Origin of the sequence: Geodermatophilus sp. YIM 151500 (assembly GCF_025716945.1) — a bacterium.
Lineage (GTDB): Bacteria > Actinomycetota > Actinomycetes > Mycobacteriales > Geodermatophilaceae > YIM-151500.
The window spans coordinates 262,220-280,923 of record NZ_JAOVZT010000003.1 but is presented as its reverse complement, the minus strand read 5'-3'; the positions used below and the strand labels follow the sequence as shown (position 1 = coordinate 280,923).

The following is an 18,704-nucleotide window of genomic DNA, read 5'->3' as shown; positions in this document are numbered from 1 at the left end:
GATGACCACCATCGAGTACCGGCCGGCCCCACCGGCCGTGAACTTCGGCTCCCTGACGACCGCGACGGGAAACGCGCCTCCGGTGGCCCAGGACGTCACGTACGAGCGCATCCTCGACGCCCGCTCGGAGCCGCAGAACTGGCTCACCTACTACGGGACCTACGACGGACAGCGGTACAGCCCGCTGGACGAGATCAACAGGGAGAACGTCGCACGCCTCCTCCCCGCGTGGGTGTTCAGCTTCGCGCCGCACGGACTGCACGCAGGCCAGTCGACCTATGCGTTCGAGAACTGCCCGATCGTCGTCGACGGCGTCATGTACGTGTCCGGGTGGGACGGCTGGGTCTGGGCCCTGGACGCCAAGACGGGGCAGTTGCTGTGGCAGTACAAGCACGCGATCCCGTTCGACACGTCGCTGTGCTGCGGCAACGTCAACCGCGGGGTCGCCGTGGCCGACGGCAAGGTCTTCGTCTGCACCCTGAACGCCCACGTTCTGGCGCTCGACGCCACCACAGGCTCGCTCGTCTGGGACGTGACCAGCGGGGACGTGCGCGCCGGGGAGAGCCTCACGGTCGCTCCGCTGGTCGTCAAGGACCGGGTGGTCGTCGGGAGCTCCGGTGGGGAGTTCGGCGTGCGCGGCCACCTCGACGCCTACGACGTGGGGACCGGGGAACGGGTCTGGCGCTGCTACACGATCCCCAAGCCCGGCGAGCCGGGGTCGGAGACCTGGCCCGCCGAGGGTGAGGCCTGGGCGCGGGGCGGTGGCAACTGCTGGATCACGGGCACCTTCGACCAGGAGACCAACCTCCTGTACTGGGGCACCGGCAACCCGGCACCCGACTTCGACGGGGAGATCCGTCCGGGCGCCAACCTCCACACCGACAGCGTGATCGCCGTGGACGCCGACACCGGCGAGATCCGCTGGCACTACCAGTGCACGCCGCACGACCTGTGGGACTACGACTCGAACATGGAGTGCATCCTGTTCGAGCAGGACGGCCGGAAGCTGCTGGCCCACTTCGACAAGAACGGGTACTGCTTCGTCCTGGACCGCACCAACGGCGAGCGCGTGCGGATCTTCCCGTTCGTCGACCGGATCACGTGGGGCGAGATCAGCCCCGACGGCGCGGTGACGCCGAGGATCTACCCGGACAAGGAGGGGGAGGAGGTCCACTTCTACCCCGGGCCGGCCGGCGCCAAGGAGTGGACGCACGCCGCGTACAGCCCGGAGACGGGCCTGTTCTACGTGCCGGTGCAGGACACCGGTGCGAGGGTCGCCCGCCGTCGCCGGGAGTTCAAGGAGAGCATCCCGTACTGGGGCGCGGCGGTCATCGTCGACGCCGAGGACATGGCGGGGTCCGTGTCGGCGTTCGACCCGGCCACCGGCCAGGAGGTGTGGCGCTGGCGCAACGACCTGCCGATGTGCGCCTCCGTGCTGGCCACGGGGGGCGGCCTGGTGTTCGCCGGCACGCCGGCCGGCCAGTTCGTCGCGCTCGACGCCCGCAGCGGCGAGATGCTGTGGCAGTTCAACTGCGGCAGCGGCCACCACAGCAGCCCGAGCACCTACAGCATCGACGGCAAGCAGTACATCGCCGTGCCGGTCGGCTGGGGGGCCTGGGTCGAGGGATTCCTGCCCGGGATGATGGGCGGCCCCCACGGACAGGCGATGTTCGTCTTCTCCCTGCCCGAAGGCGTCGAGTCCGCCGGGGGGAGGTGACGAGCATGGAGCACGAGAGCTCTGTCCCGCAGGCCCAGCGACCGGAGTGGGAGCCTCCGGCGTTCGAGGAGATCCCGGTGTCCGCCGAGGTGACGGCCTACATGGGGATCGCGGACGACCGGGAGTAGACGGACGGGGTTCGGCCCCGGACCGACGGGGCGTCGGGCGACACCGCTCGGCGCCCCGTCCCGACTCCGGGGGCCGACGCGGACGACCGGACGTCGAGGGACCGGTGAGCATGTGGGTGCGGGTGCTGGGGTCGGCAGCGGGCGGCGGGTTCCCGCAGTGGAACTGCGCGTGCCCCTGCTGCCGTGCGGTGCGGGACGGATCCCGGCCCGCCCGGCCCCGCACGCAGTCGTCGATCGCGGTGAGCCCCGACCGGCGGAGCTGGTTCCTGGTCAACGCCTCGCCCGACGTCCACGCCCAGCTGGCGGCCTTCCCCGCCCTGCACCCCACCGCCGCGAGCCGGGCGGTCCCGGTGGAGGCGGTGCTGCTCACGGACGCGGAGCTCGACCACACGCTCGGTCTGCTGCTGCTGCGCGAGGCGGGTGGTCTCGTCGTCCACTCGACCGAGGCGACCCACGACGTGCTGCACCACGGGACCGGGCTGCTGCGCACGCTCGAGGCCTACTGCCCGGTGACGTGGCGACCGGTCGTGCCCGGGGTGGACGTGCCGCTGGGCGGCGGACTGTCGTACCGCGCCTTCGACGTCCCCACGACGAAGAGGGCTCGCTTCGGCACCGGGGACGAGAAGGGACGCGTCGTCGGTTATCGCCTGACCGACGGGCGCAGCGGGAGGGTGCTGGTCCACCTGCCGGCGGTGCAGGACCTGACGACCGGCGTGCGCGAGCAGCTCGACGGGTGCGCGTGCCTGCTCGTCGACGGCACGTGCTGGTCCGACGACGAGCTGGTCCGGTTGGGCGTGGGGAGCCGGACGGCGCGGGAGATGGGCCACCTGCCGATCGCCGGCCCGGACGGGAGCCTCGAGCGTCTCTCACGGCTCCCGATCGCGCGGAAGGTCTACACGCACGTCAACAACACCAACCCGATCCTGCTCGAGGACGCGCCGGAGCGTCGCACCGTCGAGCAGCACGGCATGGAGGTGGCCGTGGACGGGCTCGAGATCCAGGTGTGAGGCCGTGGTGACTCCACCCGACACGGCGACCGACGGCTTCGTGGCCGCGCTGCGGGCGCAGGCACGGCGCTACCACGACCAGCACCCCTTCTCCCGGAGGATGGTCGCGGGCGAGCTCGGGCCGCCGCAGATCCGGGGCTGGGTGGCGAACCGGTTCCACTACCAGGCCAGCATCCCGCGCAAGGACGCCGCGATCCTCGCCAACTGCCCCGACCGGGACGTCCGGCGGCGCTGGATCCGGCGCATCCACGACCACGACGGCACGGCCGACGGCCACGGCGGCACCGCGGCAGGTGGCACCGAGGCAGGTGGCATCGAGGCATGGCTGCGGCTGGGCGAGGCGGTGGGGCTGACCCGGGAGGAGGTGGAGGACGAGCGGCACGTCGTCCCCGGGGTGCGGTTCGCCGTCGACGCCTACGTCACCTTCGCGCGAACGCGGCCGTGGGTCGAGGCGGTGGCCTCCTCGCTCACCGAGCTGTTCGCGCCCGATCTCATGGCCGACCGGTTGGCCGCCTTCGAGCGCCACTACACCTGGATCGACCCGGCCGGGCTCGCCTACTTCCGGGCCCGGCTGACGCAGGCCCCGCGCGACTCCGAGCACGCCCTGCAGGTGGTGACGGAGCACTGCCGGACCCCCGACCAGCAGGCCGCTGCCGTGGCGGCGCTGTCCTTCAAGTGCGACGTCCTGTGGAGCATGCTGGATGCCATCGACCGGGCCTACCCAGACGAGTAGCAGGGCCGACCGGCCGCGCCTGGCTCCCCACGTGCGGCTCACCTTCGACCCGGCGCGGGAGCGGCACGTGCTGCTGACGCCGGAGTCGGTCACCGTCCTGAACGGGACGGCCGCCGCCGTCCTCGAGCTGTGCGACGGGGAGCGCACGGTGGCCGACATCGTGACCGTCCTGCTCGGGCGCTACGACCGGGTGGACGGCGAGGACGTGCGGTGCCTCCTCGACCGCCTCACGGCACGGCGCTGGGTGGAGCTGCGCCGTGGCTAGCTCAGGCGTGGACAGGCCGTTCGGGCTGCTGGCCGAGCTCACCTACGGCTGCCCGCTGCACTGCCCGTACTGCTCCAACCCGGTCGAGCTCGCGTCCTACCGCGACGAGCTGACCACGGTGGAGTGGCAGCGGGTGCTGGCCCAGGCCCGGGAGCTGGGCGTGCTGCAGCTGCACCTGTCCGGCGGTGAACCGCTGCTGCGTCGCGACCTCGCCGAGATCATCCGCACCGCCGTTGAGCTGGGCCTGTACACCAACCTGATCACCAGCGCGTCGGGGCTGACGCCCCGACGCGCCGAAGAACTGCGCGCCGCCGGCCTCGACCACGTGCAGATCAGCATCCAGGCCGACGAGCCCGCCCTGAACGACCGCATCGCCGGGACGCCGTCGTTCGAGCGCAAGGTGGCGGCGGCGCGGCTGGTGAAGGAGCTGGGCTGGCCGCTCACGCTCAACGTCGTGCTCCACCGGCACAACCTCGACCGGATCGCCGGCATCCTCGCCCTCGCCGAGGACCTGGGAGCCGACCGGATCGAGCTGGCCAACACCCAGTACTACGGCTGGGCCCTGCGCAACCGGGGCGCCCTCCTGCCGAGCCGGGCCCAGGTGGAACGCGCCGAGGTCGTGGTGCGCGCTGCCCGCGAACGGCTGGCCGGACGCATGGAGATCATCTACGTGCTGCCCGACTACCACGGCCGCTATCCCAAGCCCTGCATGGGCGGCTGGGGCCGCCGGCAGCTCACCGTCATCCCGAGCGGCGACGTCCTGCCCTGCCCGGCGGCGCACACCCTTCCCCTGCCCCGGGCGAACGTGCGGGACCACCCCCTGGCGTGGATCTGGGAGCGGTCACCGGCGTTCCAGCGGTTCCGCGGCACCGACTGGATGCCCGAACCGTGCCGGAGCTGCGAACGCCGTGAGCTGGACTTCGGCGGCTGCCGGTGCCAGGCGTTCCTGCTCACCGGCGACGCCGCCCGCACGGACCCGGTCTGCCACCTCTCGCCGGACCACGGGATCGTGGCCGACGCGGTGCGCGCGGCCGACGACGGTCCCGGTCCGCGGGACGCGCCGATGAGCCCCCGGCGGCCGCACGCTACCGGGCGGGTGGGCGCACGGGCATGACCTCGATCTTCGTCTTCGTCTCGGGGGCGACGCTGCTGATCGTCAGCGCCGAGGGACTGATCGCCCACCTCGTCGGGGCGGCGCGCGGCCTCCGGGTCCCGTTGTTCCTGCTCGCCGTCGTCTTCACCGGGATCGAGTTCGACGACGTCACCCTCGGCGTCGCGTTGAACCTGGAGGACCTCAGCGGGGTGGCGCTCGGCGTCGCCGTCGGGACGGCGCTGTCGTTCACCGGGATCGTCCTCGCGCTCGCCGCGCTCCTGGCGCCGTGCAGGGTCGCCGTCCCGCGTGACTACCTCGTCCTGCTCGCCGCCGCGCCCCTGGTGATGGTCGGGTTCACGCTGACCGGGCCGCTCGCCGTCTCCGACGGCCTGGTGCTCCTCGGCCTGTTCGTCCTGTTCGTCGCCTACGTCGTCGTCCGGGAGTGCCGCAGGAGCGTCCCGGTGTTCCGCGACGAGGAGGTGTTCGAAGCGGCCGCTGTCGGCGGGTCGGCGCCGGGCGTGCCGCCCGGGCAGCCGCGGACCTACCGACCCGACGGGGGAGGGGCCTGGGCCGACCCCGGCCCGGAGCGGCGGATCGTCGACGACATGCGGTTCGCCCCCCGGGCGCTGCCCGGGTGGGCCCATCTCGGGCTGGCCGTGCTCGCCCTCGCCGGGCTCGTCGTCGGCGCGGCGACCACGAGCCTGGGGACCGAGGGGATCCTGGAGACCTACGGGCTCGAGGGCACGGTCTTCGGCGCGACGATCGTCACCGCCGTGCTGACCCTCGAGGACCTCTTCCTCACGGTCGAGCCGTTCCGGAAGGGTGTGCCGGAGATCGGGGTCGGCAATGTCATCGGCAGCGTCGTCTTCTCGGTCACCGGGAAGCTGGGCATCACCCTCCTGGCCGGCGGCATCGTCGTGGGCCCGGACGTGCTCGCCTGGCACCTGCCCGCGCTCGTGGCCCTCACCGTCCTCGCGGCCTACCTGCTCTCCACCGGCCGGCTCCAGCGCCGGCACGGCGTCGTCCTGCTGACGCTCTACGCCGCGTACTGGGTCGTCAGCCTGGTCGCGTTCGGCGGGGCACCGGTCGAGCTGGACTGACGTCGTCGCCACCGGCACGGCACCCGTCCCGCCCGTGCCGGCCGGTGTCATGCTCACCGGGCGGCGCCGGTAAAGGTGGCGGCCGACGACCGCCGCGGGCTCGAGGTGAGCTCGCCGACCGGGACGATGGGAGGGACGGCGGCATGCCGGGCTGGGCGCAGACGCTGGTCGGGGTGGGGGGCGGCCTGCTGCTGTGCTGGTCGGTGCTGATGGTGGTGCTGTGGACCCACCGCCCGGACGCGATGCGCGCGCGCGAGCTGCTGCGGCTGCTGCCCGACGTGCTCCGGTTGGTGCGCCGGCTGGCCGCCGACGGCACCCTGCCGCGCGGCGTGCGGGTGCGGCTGTGGCTGCTGCTGGCCTACCTGGTGGTACCGATCGACCTGGTGCCCGACTTCGTGCCGGTGCTGGGCCACGCCGACGACGCGATCGTGGCCGCTCTGGTGCTGCGCTCGGTGGTCCGCCGCGCCGGCGCGTCGGCGGTGGAGCGGCACTGGCCGGGCACTGCCGACGGGTTGGCCGCGCTGCGCCGGGCGAGCCGGCTGCCGGTGTAGCGCCGGCCGGCCCGCCTCGTCGCGGGCGGCCCGGGACCGCCCGACGGAGCATGGGCGTCGGCGGTGGAGGTCAGGGCCGGTCCCGGCCGGCGCCCCACGACGTCACAGCACGGGATGGGCCGGCACACCGCTGCTCTGCTCGATGTCCCGGGCGGCGACGTCGAGCAGGAGGTGCCCCAGCTCCGACAGCGCGCGCGCCACGGCCAGCTCGTCCCCGATCTTCGGGACATCGCGGTCGGCGGGGTTGAGCCGCGCGAGCCCGGTAGCGGTGAGCGACTGGTCTCCGCCCGTGCTCAGCCGGGCGACCGCACGGGTGCGGCCCTCGTCCTCGTCGATGTCGACCTGAACGTTCCACGTCTTCACGGCGGTCATGACGATCCCATCGGTCGGGGTGTGCTGGTCCATTCTGCTGCCGGAGAGCGGTCGCGGGGCCGTCTCGTCCCGGCCCGGGCCGGGAGCCGGTGCGGCCCGGGAGCCGGTCCCCGGACGTCCCGTCGTCCGGGCAGGGCGCGGTGGGCTGTCGGTGCTGCACCGTGAGGAGGACGATGCCTGCACGCCCGGTCCGACCACGGAACCCGCGGCGAGGGGGAGACCGCATGTCCGGCGACCAGTGGATCAAGCTCGTGGCCGTCCTCGGTGCGGCGGCCACGGCCGTCGGCATCGGCGAGCCGCGGTTCCCCGACGCGTCGGCAGCCGCGCCGAGCCAGGTCTCGGGCTCGTCCGCGTCGTCCTTCCGCTACGAGATCGAGGAGGTCTCCGCCGGCGATCTGCCCTACTCCTACCGTCCCGGTTGTCCGGTGCCGCCGGAGGACCTGCGGCTGCTGGTCCTGACCCACCGCACGTTCGACGGGCAGGACGCGCAGGGCGAGATGGTCGTCCACGAGGACTGGGCCGCTCCCGTGGTCTCGGTGTTCTCCGAGCTGTACGACCAGGGCTTCCCGATCGCCCGCATGCAGCTGGTCGACGACTACCAGGGCAGTGATGACCGGTCGATGGAGGCCAACAACACGTCGGCCTTCAACTGCCGGTCGGTGACCGGACGCCCCGGGGTGTGGTCGCGGCACTCCTACGGTGCGGCGATCGACGTCAACCCCGTGCAGAACCCCTACGTCTCCTCCGGCGGCACGGTGCTCCCCCCTGCCGGAGCCGACCACGTCGACCGGACGGGCACCGCGCCCGGGACGATCCACGCGGGCGATCCCACGGTGCAGGCCTTCGCCGGCATCGGCTGGTACTGGGGCGGTGCCTGGACGACCACCAAGGACTACCAGCACTTCTCCTCCGACGGCAGATGACCTCCCACCGTGCCGATCGCACGTGCCCCTCGCCGTCGTGACCACCAGCAGCACCCACCCCGATCGGGGGGCGGACCCGGTCGTCGGGCCCGCGGGTACCGGTCGGGTCAGAGGGGCGGTGCGGACGCGGTGGACCGGCGCGGGATCAGCGTCGGCTGGGCGACCCGGACCCGGTCGTGCTCGTCCGTCGGCCCTGACACGAGCAACTCGAGCGCGGCGCCGGCGATCTGGTCGAAGGGCACGCGGACCGACGTCAGCGGGGTAGGGAGGCGGCCGACGATGGGGATGTCGTTGTACCCGACCAGCGAGACGTCCTTGGGAACGGACAACCCGAGGTTCTCGACGACGGACAGCGCACCGATGGCCGTGTTGTCGTTGACGGCGAACACCGCGGTCGGCCGCGGGTCCAGGCCCATCAGGGAGCGAGCAGCGTCCCCGCCGGACTCGATGCCGAACGTCGACTCGGCGACCCAGGCAGGATCGACGTCCACGCCGGCCTCGGCCATCGCCTGGCGGTAGCCCTCGACCCGGCCTCGGGCGCTCGAGGCGTACCCGGGGCCCGCGATCAGGCCGATGCGGCGGTGCCCGAGGTCGAGCAGGTGCCGGGTCGCCAGGTAGCCGCCGAGCCGGTCGTCCCCGACCGAGGCCAGGCTGTGCCCGTCGGTCCGGAGCGCCAGCACGTAGGGCACGCCGCGTGCGGCCAGCCGACCGGGGAAGTCGTCGCCCAGGCGGGCCGTGGAGAGCACGAGCCCGTCGACCCGGCGCTGGAGCAGGGCCTCCACCGCGGTTCGGTCGGCGTCGGGCTGGTCGTCGGTGGTTGCCACGATGGCGAAGTGGCCCGATCGCCGGCAGGCATGCGCGAGCGACTCGTACAGCATCGCCATCACGGTGTCGGTCAGCCGGGGCACCACCACCCCGATCGACATCGTCGTCCCGCGCCGCAGGCTGGCCGCGGAGGGGTCGCGGACGTAGCCGAGCTCGGCCGCCACGCGCCGGACGCGCTCGGCCGTGCCGCTGTCGGACCGGGGCAGCCGTTCGTCGAGGATGCGGGACACGGTCGACTTGGACACGCCCGCCGCTGCGGCGACATCCCGGAGCGTCACCGGTGCGTGACGGGGACGGATCTGCTGCTCCTCGGCCACGAGTCCTCCCTGAGCTCCCACCCTAGTCCGGAGCAGGCGGCGCCGGTCCCGCCTCCGGAGAAGGCCGGCGCGGGGCGCCGCTCCGGCGTCACGGTCGGACGAGGCCCGGCGCAGGCGTCCGCGCGGCGCCGGCGACGAAGAGTAGCCGTGCACCCGCACCTGTGATCCGGACGACGTCGAGGGGTTGACCTGCATCACATCGGATGGTGTGATGGGAACGTTCCCGCAAACGTTCCGGGACGTCCCCCGAACCCCCAAGGAGCACGACATGTCCGCTCTGGACCTTCGCGGCCTCACCCCCGCCCCCGTCACCGCCTTCACCCGCGACGGCGACGTCGACCACGCCGCCAACGCCGAGCTGGCCCGGTGGCTCATCTCCTTCGAGGGCGTCAAGGGCCTCGTCCTCCTGGGCCACGCCGGCGAGGGCACCTACCTCACCCCCGACGAGCAGGTGGCCCTCATCCGCACCGTGGTCGAGGCCGTCGACGGCAAGGTGCCGGTGATCGCCGGCATCACCACCGAGGGCGACAAGACCGCCGCCGAGGAGGCGAAGCGGGCCGCCGACGCCGGAGCCACCGGTGCCCTGGTCTACCCGTCCCACGGTTGGCTGCGGTTCGGCTTCCAGCCCGGCGCCCCGCAGGGCAGGTACAAGGCCATCCACGAGGCCTCCGGTCTGCAGTGCATCCTCTTCCAGTACCCCGACGCGACGAAGGCGTCCTACGACCTGGACACCCAGCTCGAGATCGCCGCGCAGCCCGGCGTCGTCGCCACCAAGAACGGCGTGCGGAACATGCGCCGGTGGGACACCGAGATCCCGGTCCTCCGCGAGGCGTTCCCGGACCTGCAGATCCTGTCCTGCCACGACGAGTACCTGCTGCCGACCATGTTCGACGTCGACGGCCTGCTCGTCGGCTACGGGAACATGGCGCCCGAGCTGCTGATCGAGCTGATCGCCGCAGGCAAGGCCAAGGACTACGCCACGGCCCGCGCGATCCACGACAAGCTGCTGCCGCTGACCAAGGCCGTCTACCACCGCGGCTCGCACATGGAGGGCACCGTCGCCCTCAAGCTCGCCCTGGTCGCGCGGGGGATCCTCGACCACGCCACGGTCCGCCCGCCGCTGCTGCCGCTCGCGCCCTCGGCCGCGGAGGAGATCACGCTGGCCCTCAAGCACGCCGAGCTGGTCTGATCCCGGCCGGCCCGCCGTCCCGCCCCTCCGACGGTCGCGAGGAATGACGCCATGAGCATCATCAGCAAGGCGAGCAGCACCAGGAAGCCACCCGCCACCGCGCCGCCGGCCTCCCGGCCGGCTGCCGAGCTGGTCGGGCCGCCGCCGGCGGACTCGGCCGGGGCCGACAGCGGGCCGCCGGCCGGCACGGGTGGCACGGGCTCGCGGGCCCGCCGGTGGCTCCGGGTCCTGTCGGTCATGGGCCCGGCCTTCATCGTCGGCGCCTGGCAGTTCGGCCCCGGGAACCTGCTGTCGGCGGTGCAGGCCGGCAACGGGTACGGCTACTCCCTGATCTGGGTGATCGCCGTGTCGACCCTCCTCATGCTCGGCTTCACCGACATGAGCGTGCGCATCGCCCTCTCCGCGAGCGGGTCGCTGATCGGCACGGTCAAGGAGACCCTCGGGCGCTGGGTCGGCACCGTCGCCGGGGTGGGGGTCTTCGGCATCACCCTGATGTTCTCCGTCGGCAACGCCGTCGGCTCCGGCATCGGCCTGTCCCTGCTCTTCGGTGGGTCGCCGGCGGTGTGGACCCTCGCGTGCACGGCCGTGGTGGCCGGGGTGGTGTTCGCCCGCCGCTACTACTCCGTCTTCGAGCGGGCCATGATCGGCATCATCGCGCTCATGGCGGCCGGCTTCATCGCCTCCGCCGTCCTCACCGGCCCCGACTGGTCGGCGGCGGGCGCGGGGTTCGCCCCCACCATCCCCAGCGGCGTCGGCCTGCTGCTCGTGGCCCTGGTCGGCACCAACTTCTCCATCAACGCCGCCTTCTACACCGGCTACGCCACCCGCGAGCGCGGGCTGCGGCGGGACCAGTACCGCGCGATCACCATCGCGGACACCGTTCCCGGCATCGTGGCTCCCGGCGTGATGACCATCCTGGTCATCGTCGTCGCCGCCACCGCGGCCACCCGCACCGGTGTGGAGTCGAGTTCGCTGGGGCAGCTGGCCGGAGTTCTCGAGCCGTTGGCCGGTGACGTCGGCTCGAAGATCTTCGCGCTGGGCTTCTTCGCCGCAGCCTTCTCCTCGATGGTGGCGAACGCGACCGCCGGCGGAACGCTGCTCTCCGACGGGCTCGGCTGGGGCAACTCGCTGGCCCGCCCGCGGGTGAAGGCGCTCATCCTGGTCGTCCTCGCCTTCGGGCTGACCGTCACCCTGGCCGCCGGCGGCCAGTCGCCGGTGCAGCTGCTGATCCTCGCCCAGGCGCTCACCGTGGTGTTCGCGCCGGTGCTCGGGGTGCTGCTGCTCGTGCTGGCCAATCACAAGGGCCTGATGGGGGACCTGCGCAACAAGCCCTGGCAGAACGTCATCGGGGTCCTCGGACTGGTCGCCATCCTGGCCACCTGCTACCGGCTCGTCGTGGGCATCCTGGGCGGCTGACCGTCCCGCCGGCGACCGCCCCGTCCGCGACCCGGACGGGGCGGTCGCTCGTGCGGGACGCGCCGTCCGCGGAGCCGCCAGATCGGGGGTCGGTACGGATGCGCCGAGGCCGGGGGCTCGACGGTCCTTGGCGGGCGCCGCCGCGGGGAGCAGGCTGGAGGAGCCGAAGGGGGTCGCCATGCCCACCGTCCCGTCCCGCGACCGGAGCGACATCGTCGACGAGATCCGGAGGTACGCCGGGGACCGGCTGCCCCCGGAGCAGCAGCGGCTGTTCCTGGCGTTCATCGGCCAGTACTACCGGCGCATCGCCCGCGACGACCTCGCGGCCCGGCCGGTGCACGACCTGTACGGCGCCGCGATGTCGCACCTGACCCTGGCGCTCGACCGGCCGCCGGGCACACCTGCGGTGCGGGTGTACTCCCCGGACTTCGAGGAGCACGGCTTCGGCTCCCCGCACACCGTCGTCGACGTCGTGACCGACGACATGCCGTTCCTCGTCGACTCGGTGACGACGGAGGTCATCCGGCACGGCCTGGGACTGCACCTCACCGTGCACCCGGTCGTCCCGGTACGACGCGACGCCGGACGGCTCGTCGACGTCCTCGACCGGCACGACGCCACGACGGGCACGCTGGCCGAGTCCTTCGTGCACCTGGAGGTCGACCGGCAGACCGACGCCGCGGTGCTGGACGAACTGGGCTCCGACGTCCTCCGCGTCCTCGGCGACGTGCGCGCCGCGGTCGAGGACTGGCCGGCGATGCGGGAGCGCGCGCTCGCCGTCGCCGACACGTTGGACGTCGACGCGGCGGTCCTCGACGAGGCGGACCGGGACGAGGCGGCAGCCCTGCTGCGGTGGCTCACCGACGACCACTTCACGTTCCTCGGCTACCGCGAGTACGAGCTGGGCACGGAGGACGGCGAGGACGCGCTGCGCGCCGTTCCGGGGACGGGCCTGGGGTTGCTGCGCGACAGCCGGAGCCGCCCGGTCTCGCACAGCTTCGCCAAGCTGCCGCCGGAGGTGCGGCAGCGGGCGCGCGAGCCGGGGCTGCTCAACCTCACGAAGGCGAACTCGCGGTCGACCGTCCACCGGCCGAACTACCTGGACTACGTGGGCGTCAAGCGGCTGAGCCCCGAGGGCGACGCGGTGGGCGAACGGCGGTTCCTCGGCCTCGTCGCGAGCGCCGTCTACCGGCAGTCGCCGCAGGACATCCCGGTCCTCCGCCGCAAGGTGCGGGCGGTGCTCGACCGGGCGGGTCACCCGTCCGACAGCTACGACGGGCGGATGCTGCGGAACATCCTCGAGGGCTACCCCCGCGAGGAGCTGTTCCAGATCGACGCCGACGAGCTGTACGAGGCCGCCACCACGATCCTCGACATCCAGGACCGCCAGCGGCTGCGTCTGCTCGTGCGGCGCGACGTCTTCGGCCGCTTCATGTCCTGCCTGGTGTACCTGCCGCGCGACCGGCTCACCACGGCTCTGCGCACCCGCATCGAGGGGATCCTCAAGGCGGCGTTCCACGGTGTGAGCACCCAGTACGCGACCCAGGTGAGCGAATCGGTCCTGGCCCGGCTGCTCATCACCGTCCACACCGAACCCGGCGCCGTCCCGGAGTACGACGTCGCCGAGATCGAGGCCCGGCTCGTCGCGGCGATGCGCTCCTGGACCGACGACCTGTACGACGCGCTGGTCGACCAGCTCGGCGAGGAACTCGGGGTCGACCTGCACCACCGGTACGCCGATGCGTTCCCCGGGGCCTACCAGCAGGACACCTCCGCGGCCGCGGCCGTGGTCGACATCAAGCGGATGGAGGGGCTCGGCGACGGCGACGACCTCGCGATGCACCTGTACCGGCCGCTGGAGGCGGCGCCGGGCACCCTGCGGTTCAAGCTGTTCCGGCACGGCGGGTCCGTCACCCTCTCCGACGTCCTGCCGCTGCTGGAGAACATGGGTGTCCACGTCGTCGACGAACGTCCCTACGTGATCCGACCGTCCGGCGCCGAGCCGGTGTGGATCTACGACTTCGGGCTCCGCCACGAGCAGCTCACCGGTCTGGACACCGACGGGATGCGCGAGCGGTTCCAGGAAGCGTTCGCCATGGTCTGGCGCGGCGAGCTCGAGGACGACGGGCTCAACCGGCTGGTCCTCCGCTCCGGGCTGCGCGGGCGGGAGGTGGCCGTCGTGCGGGCGTACGCGAAGTACCTCCGGCAGGTCGGCGCCACCTTCGCGCTGGACTACACGGTGGCGACCCTGGCCGGCAATCCCGGGCTGGCCCGCCAGCTCTTCGACCTCTTCCAGGCCCGGCTGGATCCCGACCAGGGGGCGGATCGGGACCTGGTGGTCAAGCACCTCGTCCACGACTTCGAGGGCGGACTCGACGACGTCACCAGCCTCAACGAGGACCGCGTCCTGCGCGCGCTGCTCCGGATCGTGGAGGCGACGTCGCGGACCAACTACTTCCAGGTCGGGGCGGACGGCGCGCCCAAGCCGTGGTTCGCGATCAAACTGGCCCCCACGCAGATCCCGGACCTGCCCCTCCCGCGGCCCATGTTCGAGATCTTCGTCTACTCGCCCCGGGTCGAGGGCGTCCACCTGCGCGGCGGGCCGGTCGCCCGTGGCGGACTGCGCTGGTCCGACCGGCCGGAGGACTTCCGGACCGAGGTGCTCGGGCTCATGAAGGCGCAGACGGTGAAGAACGCCGTCATCGTGCCGGTCGGTGCGAAGGGTGGCTTCGTCGTCAAGAACCCGCCCGCGGACCGGGACGCGCTGCGCGCCGAGGTCGTCGCCTGCTACTCGGCGTTCATCCGCGGACTGCTCGACGTGACCGACAACCTCGTGGCCGGTGAGATCGTCCCGGCCCCGCGCGTGGTGCGCTACGACGGGGACGACGCATACCTGGTCGTGGCGGCCGACAAGGGCACCGCGACCTTCTCCGACATCGCCAACGCCATCTCGCGGGAGTACGGGTTCTGGCTGGGTGACGCCTTCGCGTCGGGCGGCTCCTCCGGCTACGACCACAAGGCGATGGGCATCACGGCGCGCGGAGCCTGGATCTCCGTCCAGCGCCACTTCGCCGACCTCGGCGTCGACGTGCAGCACGACGACGTCACGGTCGTCGGCATCGGTGACATGTCGGGGGACGTCTTCGGCAACGGGATGCTGTCGTCGCGGCACGTCCGCCTGGTGGCGGCCTTCGACCACCGGCACGTCTTCCTCGACCCCGATCCCGATCCGTCGGTCGCCTTCGCGGAGCGCGCCCGGCTGTTCGACCTCCCCGGTTCCACCTGGGCCGACTACGACGCCTCGCTGATCTCGGCCGGGGGCGGGGTCTTCCCACGGACGGCGAAGACGGTCCTGCTCTCCCCGGAGGTCCGGTCCCGCCTGGACGTGGCCGAGGAGGTCCTCACGCCGGACGAGCTGATCCGCGCCGTCCTCGGAGCGCCGGTCGACCTGCTGTGGAACGGCGGCATCGGCACCTACGTCAAGGCCTCGACGGAGACCCATGCCGAGGTCGGGGACAAGCGCAACGACCAGGTGCGTGTCGACGCCGCCGGGCTGCGCTGCCGCGTCGTCGGCGAGGGCGGCAACCTCGGGTTCACGCAGCGCGGCCGGGTCGAGTACGCCCTGGGGGGCGGGCGGATCAACACCGACGCGATCGACAACTCCGCCGGCGTCGACTGCTCCGACCACGAGGTCAACATCAAGATCCTGCTCGACCGCGTGGTCGCCGACGGCGACCTCACGGGCAAGCAGCGGGACGCCCTCCTGGGGGAGATGACCGACGAGGTGGCGGAGCTGGTGCTCCGGGACAACCTCGCCCAGACCCGGGCGTTGTACAACGCGCACGCGCAGGCGCGCGCCATGCTGGACGTGCACGTGCGCTTCCTGAGGTCCCTCGAGCGGTCGGGGCGGCTCAACCGGGCACTCGAGTGCCTGCCCACGGACGACGAGCTGGCCGAGCGCGCCGCGACCGGGCGCGGTCTGGTCATGCCCGAGTTCGCCGTCCTGCTGGCCTACTCGAAGATCTGGACCTACGACGAGGTGCTCGCCTCCGGGCTGCCGGACGACGCGTTCCTGTCCGCCGCGCTCGCCGGCTACTTCCCGACGGCCGTCCGGCAGCGGTTCGCCGACCGGCTGCCGGAGCACCCGCTCCGCCGCGAGATAGTCGCGACCTGCGTGACGAACGCGATGGTCAACCGCGCCGGCAGCACGTTCGCCTTCCGCCTGGCCGAGGAGACCGGGCTGCCCGTCCCGCACATCGCCCGTGCGCACATCGCCAGCTGGGAGATCTTCGGGCTGGCGGACCTGCAGGCCGAGATCGAGTCGCTCGCCGACGTCTCGACGGAGGTGCGGATCCGGCTCCTGCTCGAGGTGCGGACGCTGGCCGAACGCGCGAGCCGCTGGCTGCTGCGGAACCGGCGTCAGCCACTGGACATCCGCAGCACCGTTGCGCACTTCGCACCGGCCGTCCCCGCCCTGGCCGACGAGATCCCGCGCCTGCTCGCCGGCTCGGAGGAGGCGGACGAGGCATTCGGCGCCGCGGTCGCACGCTGCACCGGTGACGCGGTCCCGGAACCGCTCGCCCGGCGGGTCGCCACGCTGCCGGCGCTCTTCTCCGCGTTGGACGTCATCGACGTGGCCGGCCAGACCGGTCGCGGTCGGGAGCAGGTGGCCGCCGTCTACTTCGCGCTCGGTCAGGACCTGCAGTTGAACTGGCTGCGCGAGCGCATCCTGCGGCTGCCGAGGGACGACCGGTGGCAAGCCCTGGCGCGGGCCGCGCTCCGCGACGACCTCTACGCCGTCCGGGCCTCGCTGACCGCCGAGGTGCTCGCGGTCGGCGGTGCGCTGCAGGACAGCGCCGCGCTGGTCCGACGGTGGGTCGACCACAACCAGCCGGCGGTCGACCGGTGTCTCGCCGTCCTCCGAGACATCGCCGCCGACGACCGCGCGGACCTGGCGACGCTGTCCGTGGCGCTGCGCGAGGTGCGCGGACTGGTGTCGGGGCGAGCCGGGACGGCCGACCGCTGAGCCGCTCTCGCCGCCCCCGGATGCCGCGGCCCCGGGCTCGGGCCCGGGTCCGGGCTCGGACCCGAGCCCGGGCTCAGGCCGGACGACCCAGCAGCTCGCGCAGTGCCTCGTCGATGACCGCGTTGTCCGGTTCGTGGACGCCGAGACCGGCGAAGTGGCCGTAGACGGTGTCGAGCACGCGCACCTCACCGTGCGGGATGAACTCCGACCACGCCTGCTCGTCCTCCGGCGGGAAGTAGAGGTCGGTGCGGGCGGGCATCGACACGACCGGGCACCGGATCGACCGCAGCGCCGCCTCGGTGTCCCCGTCGAAGCCGGGCGTCTTGCCGACGTCCCCGTTCTCCCAGGTCCACAGCATGGCGAGCAGGTTGTTGGGGTCACGGCCGTCCAGCCAGAAGCCCTCCCAGTACCCGACGAGGAAGTCCTCGAGCGTGGGATAGCCCATCTGCCGGTACGCGCGCTCCCAATAGAACCGTTGCGAGAGCCCCCAGCCGGCGTAGATGCGGGCGAAGGCGCGCAGCCCTCTCATCGGCGGGGCGTCCGGGGGATACAGGCCGTCGTGGAAGGCGGGGTCCAAGGTCAACGTCGCCCGCAGGCTCTTCAGGAACACCTGGTTGTGCTCGCTGGTCCGCGGCGAGCCGACGATCGGCGCGGCCCGTTTCACCATCTCGGGGTGGCTCACCGCCCACTGGTAGGTCTGGGCCGCTCCCATGGAGGAACCCAGGACGAGCTCCAGGGATTCGATGCCCCACTTCTGCGTGAGCAGCCGGTGCTGGGCCTCCACCTGGTCGTGGAAGGTGACCGGCGGGAAGTACGGCCCGTTGAACGGCGGCGGGGTGTTGCTGGGCGAACTCGACAGCCCGTTGTTGATCTGGTTCGGGACGACCACGAAGTACCGGCCCGGATCGCAGGCGGAGCCGGGCTTGATCGTCCACTCGTTCGCGTCGTGCCAGGCGCTGAACCAGGTCGGGTGCAGGATCACGTTGGACCTGTCCGGGGCGAGCGTCCCGTACGTCTTGTAGGCGAGCGTCGCTCCCCGGAGGATCTCGCCGTGCTGGAGCGGGAGGTCCCCCAGCTCGAACAGCTCGTGGTCGGTCGGTGCCGGCATGGCGCGCCTCCGTCCCTCCCGTGGCCTAGCGGCAGCCTGCAACCCGCGAGCGGTCCTGGCAACGGTCCGGCGCCCCGCCGGACGATCGCTCCGGGAGCCCTGCCCTACGGCGGGTCCGGCTCGGGCGCTCACGCCGGTCCGGCTCGACGTGGCGCCCGGTCGTGGACGTCGCGGTGGTGCAGCGCGGCAGCACCGAATGATCCGGCGGACCGTCCTCATGGTGCTGCAGTGCGCCGGTGCGGAGCTCAGAAGGGCGGCTCCTCGCCGGTGCCGCCGACCGGCGCCGCCCAGGGATCGGGTGGGCCGCCCTGCCCGGCCGCAGCGCGACCGTCACCGGCACCGTTCCCGCCGCCGGACCTCGCGCCAGGACCGTCGCCGGAGCGGGCGGCCTTGGCGACCGTCGCCGTCGCGTAGCGGAGCGACGGGCCGATCTCGTCGACCTCGAGTTCGATGACGGTGCGCTTCTCGCCCTCCTTGGTCTCGAAGGAGCGCTGCTTGAGGCGGCCCTGTGCCATCACCCGCGACCCGCGGGTCAGCGACTCGGCGACGTTCTCCGCTGCCTGCCGCCACACGCTGCAGCGCAGGAAGAGCGCATCGCCGTCCTTCCACTCCTGGGTCTCGCGGTCCAGGGTGCGCGGCGTCGACGCGATGGTGAAGTTGGCGACCGCCGCGCCCGAGGGCGTCCAGCGGAGCTCGGGGTCGCTGGTCAGGTTGCCGATGACGGTGATGACAGTATCGCCGGCCATGATCCGGTCCTCCGTGTTGTCGGTGCATCGCTCGGGTGAGCGTCTGCACGCTAAGGAGAACCGCTGACATTTCCGTGCCCGCCGCCGACCGGAGGCCGCCGGCGCCCGCCCCGGCTCCTCGTGGTCCGGTCCCGGGCGCGAGGACCGCGGAGTTGTCCCCGGCACGTGTGACCATCGGTCGTCGGACG

General features: G+C 72.7%; 16 protein-coding genes. 12 read left to right on the top strand and 4 right to left on the bottom strand.

Annotated features, from left to right (window positions below):
* Nucleotide 1 precedes the first annotated feature (1 nt).
* The 8 genes from OF117_RS07750 to OF117_RS07715 all read left to right on the top strand — a co-directional run bounded on the left by OF117_RS07750 (nt 2) and on the right by OF117_RS07715 (nt 6,594).
* Nucleotides 2-1,717 carry a PQQ-dependent dehydrogenase, methanol/ethanol family gene (locus tag OF117_RS07750; protein WP_263552242.1) on the top strand — a complete coding sequence of 572 codons (1,716 nt, stop codon included), beginning with the start codon at nt 2-4 and terminating at the stop codon, nt 1,715-1,717.
* Nucleotides 1,718-1,722: 5 nt separating this feature from the next.
* The gene (gene pqqA, locus OF117_RS07745) at nt 1,723-1,845 is read left to right on the top strand and encodes a pyrroloquinoline quinone precursor peptide PqqA (RefSeq protein ID WP_263552241.1); all 123 of its coding nucleotides are present in this window, start codon (nt 1,723-1,725) and stop codon (nt 1,843-1,845) included.
* A 110-nt stretch (nt 1,846-1,955) separates the two neighbouring features.
* Complete coding sequence (gene pqqB / locus OF117_RS07740) at nt 1,956-2,852, top strand: pyrroloquinoline quinone biosynthesis protein PqqB (RefSeq protein WP_263552355.1); 897 nt, start codon at nt 1,956-1,958, stop codon at nt 2,850-2,852.
* A 4-nt stretch (nt 2,853-2,856) separates the two neighbouring features.
* The gene (pqqC, locus tag OF117_RS07735) at nt 2,857-3,585 is read left to right on the top strand and encodes a pyrroloquinoline-quinone synthase PqqC (protein WP_263552240.1); all 729 of its coding nucleotides are present in this window, start codon (nt 2,857-2,859) and stop codon (nt 3,583-3,585) included.
* On the top strand, nt 3,554-3,850 hold the full coding sequence (gene pqqD, locus OF117_RS07730) for a pyrroloquinoline quinone biosynthesis peptide chaperone PqqD (protein WP_263552239.1): 297 nt from the start codon (nt 3,554-3,556) through the stop codon (nt 3,848-3,850). Before pqqC ends, pqqD begins: the two co-directional genes overlap by 32 nt.
* Nucleotides 3,843-4,964, top strand: coding sequence for a pyrroloquinoline quinone biosynthesis protein PqqE (pqqE, locus tag OF117_RS07725; RefSeq protein ID WP_263552238.1), 1,122 nt, complete (start codon nt 3,843-3,845; stop codon nt 4,962-4,964). Before pqqD ends, pqqE begins: the two co-directional genes overlap by 8 nt.
* On the top strand, nt 4,961-6,043 hold the full coding sequence (locus OF117_RS07720) for a sodium:calcium antiporter (protein ID WP_263552237.1): 1,083 nt from the start codon (nt 4,961-4,963) through the stop codon (nt 6,041-6,043). Before pqqE ends, OF117_RS07720 begins: the two co-directional genes overlap by 4 nt.
* A gap of 143 nt (nt 6,044-6,186) precedes the next feature.
* Nucleotides 6,187-6,594 carry a YkvA family protein gene (locus OF117_RS07715; RefSeq protein ID WP_263552236.1) on the top strand — a complete coding sequence of 136 codons (408 nt, stop codon included), beginning with the start codon at nt 6,187-6,189 and terminating at the stop codon, nt 6,592-6,594.
* A 102-nt stretch (nt 6,595-6,696) separates the two neighbouring features.
* Here OF117_RS07715 and OF117_RS07710 read toward each other — a convergent pair whose 3' ends face one another.
* Nucleotides 6,697-6,966 (bottom strand): DUF1876 domain-containing protein, encoded by a 270-nt coding sequence (locus OF117_RS07710; protein ID WP_263552235.1) that lies wholly within the window; start codon nt 6,964-6,966, stop codon nt 6,697-6,699.
* 224 nt (nt 6,967-7,190) lie between these two features.
* On the opposite strand from OF117_RS07710, the gene OF117_RS07705 reads away from it, so the two are divergent.
* Nucleotides 7,191-7,889, top strand: coding sequence for a M15 family metallopeptidase (locus OF117_RS07705; RefSeq protein WP_263552234.1), 699 nt, complete (start codon nt 7,191-7,193; stop codon nt 7,887-7,889).
* A 107-nt stretch (nt 7,890-7,996) separates the two neighbouring features.
* On the opposite strand, the gene OF117_RS07700 is transcribed toward OF117_RS07705, so the two are convergent.
* Nucleotides 7,997-9,226 (bottom strand): LacI family DNA-binding transcriptional regulator, encoded by a 1,230-nt coding sequence (locus OF117_RS07700; protein ID WP_263552233.1) that lies wholly within the window; start codon nt 9,224-9,226, stop codon nt 7,997-7,999.
* Nucleotides 9,227-9,299: 73 nt separating this feature from the next.
* Here OF117_RS07700 and OF117_RS07695 point away from each other — a divergent pair, with 73 nt between their 5' ends.
* From OF117_RS07695 to OF117_RS07685, 3 genes are all read left to right on the top strand, one after another.
* The gene (locus OF117_RS07695; protein WP_263552232.1) at nt 9,300-10,220 is read left to right on the top strand and encodes a dihydrodipicolinate synthase family protein; all 921 of its coding nucleotides are present in this window, start codon (nt 9,300-9,302) and stop codon (nt 10,218-10,220) included.
* A 51-nt stretch (nt 10,221-10,271) separates the two neighbouring features.
* Nucleotides 10,272-11,636: an Nramp family divalent metal transporter gene (locus OF117_RS07690; RefSeq protein WP_263552231.1), complete on the top strand. Its 1,365-nt coding sequence runs from the start codon at nt 10,272-10,274 to the stop codon at nt 11,634-11,636.
* A gap of 178 nt (nt 11,637-11,814) precedes the next feature.
* Nucleotides 11,815-16,662 (top strand): NAD-glutamate dehydrogenase, encoded by a 4,848-nt coding sequence (locus OF117_RS07685; protein WP_263552230.1) that lies wholly within the window; start codon nt 11,815-11,817, stop codon nt 16,660-16,662.
* Between the two features lie 73 nt (nt 16,663-16,735).
* Here the strand turns inward: OF117_RS07685 and OF117_RS07680 are convergent, their stop codons facing one another.
* Nucleotides 16,736-17,770, bottom strand: a complete 1,035-nt coding sequence (locus OF117_RS07680) for an alpha/beta fold hydrolase (protein ID WP_263552229.1) — start codon at nt 17,768-17,770, stop codon at nt 16,736-16,738.
* 245 nt (nt 17,771-18,015) lie between these two features.
* A complete protein-coding gene (locus tag OF117_RS07675) occupies nt 18,016-18,516 on the bottom strand; it encodes a single-stranded DNA-binding protein (protein WP_263552228.1) in 501 nt (166 codons plus the stop codon).
* Nucleotides 18,517-18,704: the final 188 nt, after the last annotated feature.